The organism is Parafrankia sp. Ea1.12 (genome assembly GCF_900465275.1).
In the GTDB taxonomy this organism is placed as follows: Bacteria; Actinomycetota; Actinomycetes; order Frankiales; family Frankiaceae; genus Parafrankia; species Parafrankia soli.
Genome location: NZ_UBIZ01000687.1, coordinates 1 through 1,934 on the forward strand (window position 1 = coordinate 1; position 1,934 = coordinate 1,934).

The following is a 1,934-nucleotide window of genomic DNA, read 5'->3' on the forward strand; positions in this document are numbered from 1 at the left end:
CGCGACCACGGCATCCGCGCCCTCGACGCCATCCACGACGCCCTCGCCGGCCGGCCCTGGCTACCAACCCCGGTCGCTACCGCAGCCTGAAACAGCATCAACACGGGTCGCACCCGTGAATGGACACGTGCAGGGGTAGACTTCTTGTTCCAGATCGGCGGCTTCCGGCGAGATGAAGAAGGTGCCGTGCGATCCGAGGTCCGGGTTCGAGAAGCCGTCCGGTCGGGTGCGGGTCGAGAGTGAACCCTAGCAGCGAAAATGAATCACCCGGGGTTAGGCGCTCTACATCTTCCGTGTGATGGTTGTCGCGCTTGACGAGCCGGCCAGACCCGTGGGCAACGGATATCGGCTAAGTTCGGGGTGCCGCTTGCTTTTTCGGACCGGGTATGAGCACGGTGAAGCATCGGCCGACAGTGCGCACGCTTGTCAGGGAAATGCAAGTCGCCACCCTTGAGAATCCTGCGCGCGGCGTTGGCTCACAGACGCTGCTTATCGGCCGTGTTCACCGAACCTGCTCACGCCGTCTAAGGCTCGACCGGTCAGGGCCGCCTTACATATACCCTGGCTCCCCAGAACACGGCACCCCGGTGCCGTCTGCCCCGTCGACGCGGACTTCCTTCACGCGCAAGTTGTCCCGGGGGACGACCAAGCCGATCACACCCTGGGGCAGGTCGTCGCGGTGGTCCATGGACTTGCCGTAGCGGCGGAACCCCGACCGGTGAGTCACCATCACCATCGGGGATGCCCACGTCTTCGCAGACCCATTTGGCCGCGGGCAGCTTCGCACGGTTGGCGACCAGCGCGAACAGCTCCGCGCCACATCCGTGGTGAACCGCCGGTCACCGACCGCCTTCTCCAGCGCGGCAGCGACGCGAGTTCGCACGACAGGCCGTCGAGGCAACGCGATCGGCGGCTACGGCCCCGCGCCGGGAGCCTACCTGGACACGCCAGCGACCGGCGCGGCAGGGGCCTCACCGTTATCCACCAGGCCGGCATCGGCTACTACGCTCAAGCCCTCGAACGTCCTGCTGTCCTCCCATGCCAGCAGCCGCGCCGTCACATTCATTCCAGGACAGCCCCAGACTGATTTCCGTCGCCCTATAGGTCAGTCTTACTTCGACGCGATGCCCTCGTAGGCGAAGCTGAAGAGCTCCGGCCCGCCCATCCGGTACGTCTGGACGGTGTCGAGCGTGAACCCGGCGTTTTCGATCAAATTATCGACAGACCGGTTGAGGTGGCAGCCGCCGAACACCTTTCCCCATAGGGGCGTGAGGCGCTCTTGCCGCTGGGCGACACGGTGGTTGGGTGAACGGCCATGCTCGACGAAGTGCACCGTGCCGCCGGGTCGCAACACCCGGCGCGCCTCACGCAGCGCCCGGTCGACGTCCGGGACGGTGCACAGGGTCCACGTGACCAGCACGTGGTCCACCGATGCGTCCGGGACGGGTAGCCGCTGGCTGTCGTCGCCGACGAACTCGACCGGGATGGGGGCGGCGGCGATGCGGCGGGCCGCCAGCCTGCGGCCGACGGCTGCGGGTTCCACAGCCAGGAGCCGGGTGACTTCAGGTGGAAGGTGGGGCAGGTTACGCCCGGAACCGAACCCGATCTCCAGGACCTCGCCGGACAGGCCGGTGGTGACGCGGGCCCGGGTGGGCTCCATCGGCCTCCCGAGGGCAAGGTCGATGAACCGGGGCAGGATCTGGTCGTCGTAGAAGCCCATCACTTCTCCTTGGTTCTCTTTGATATCGACGCAGGTCAGCTCCACGGCGGTCGGAATAACCTGTCCGGCTCTGTTGTGTCAGGCCGGGGTCGCATTCCATGCACCCGTAGAGCGCCTCCACGACGGCCCCGGTTCCGTCCGCGCGGACGCCGGCCAGCTCATGTCCGATGACCCGTTCCAGCCCGAACCGCATGTACATCAGGTCCGAGCTGCA

The 1,934-nt window shown here is 66.5% G+C and carries 1 protein-coding gene and 1 pseudogene; both read right to left on the reverse strand.

Features of this window, described 5'->3' with window-relative positions; genetic code table 11:
• Nucleotides 1-1,111: 1,111 nt before the first annotated feature.
• Complete coding sequence (locus tag FMEAI12_RS35535) at nt 1,112-1,720, reverse strand: class I SAM-dependent methyltransferase (protein ID WP_112109395.1); 609 nt, start codon at nt 1,718-1,720, stop codon at nt 1,112-1,114.
• A gap of 88 nt (nt 1,721-1,808) precedes the next feature.
• Nucleotides 1,809-1,934, reverse strand: a pseudogene (locus FMEAI12_RS39090) (alcohol dehydrogenase); the annotation flags it as partial.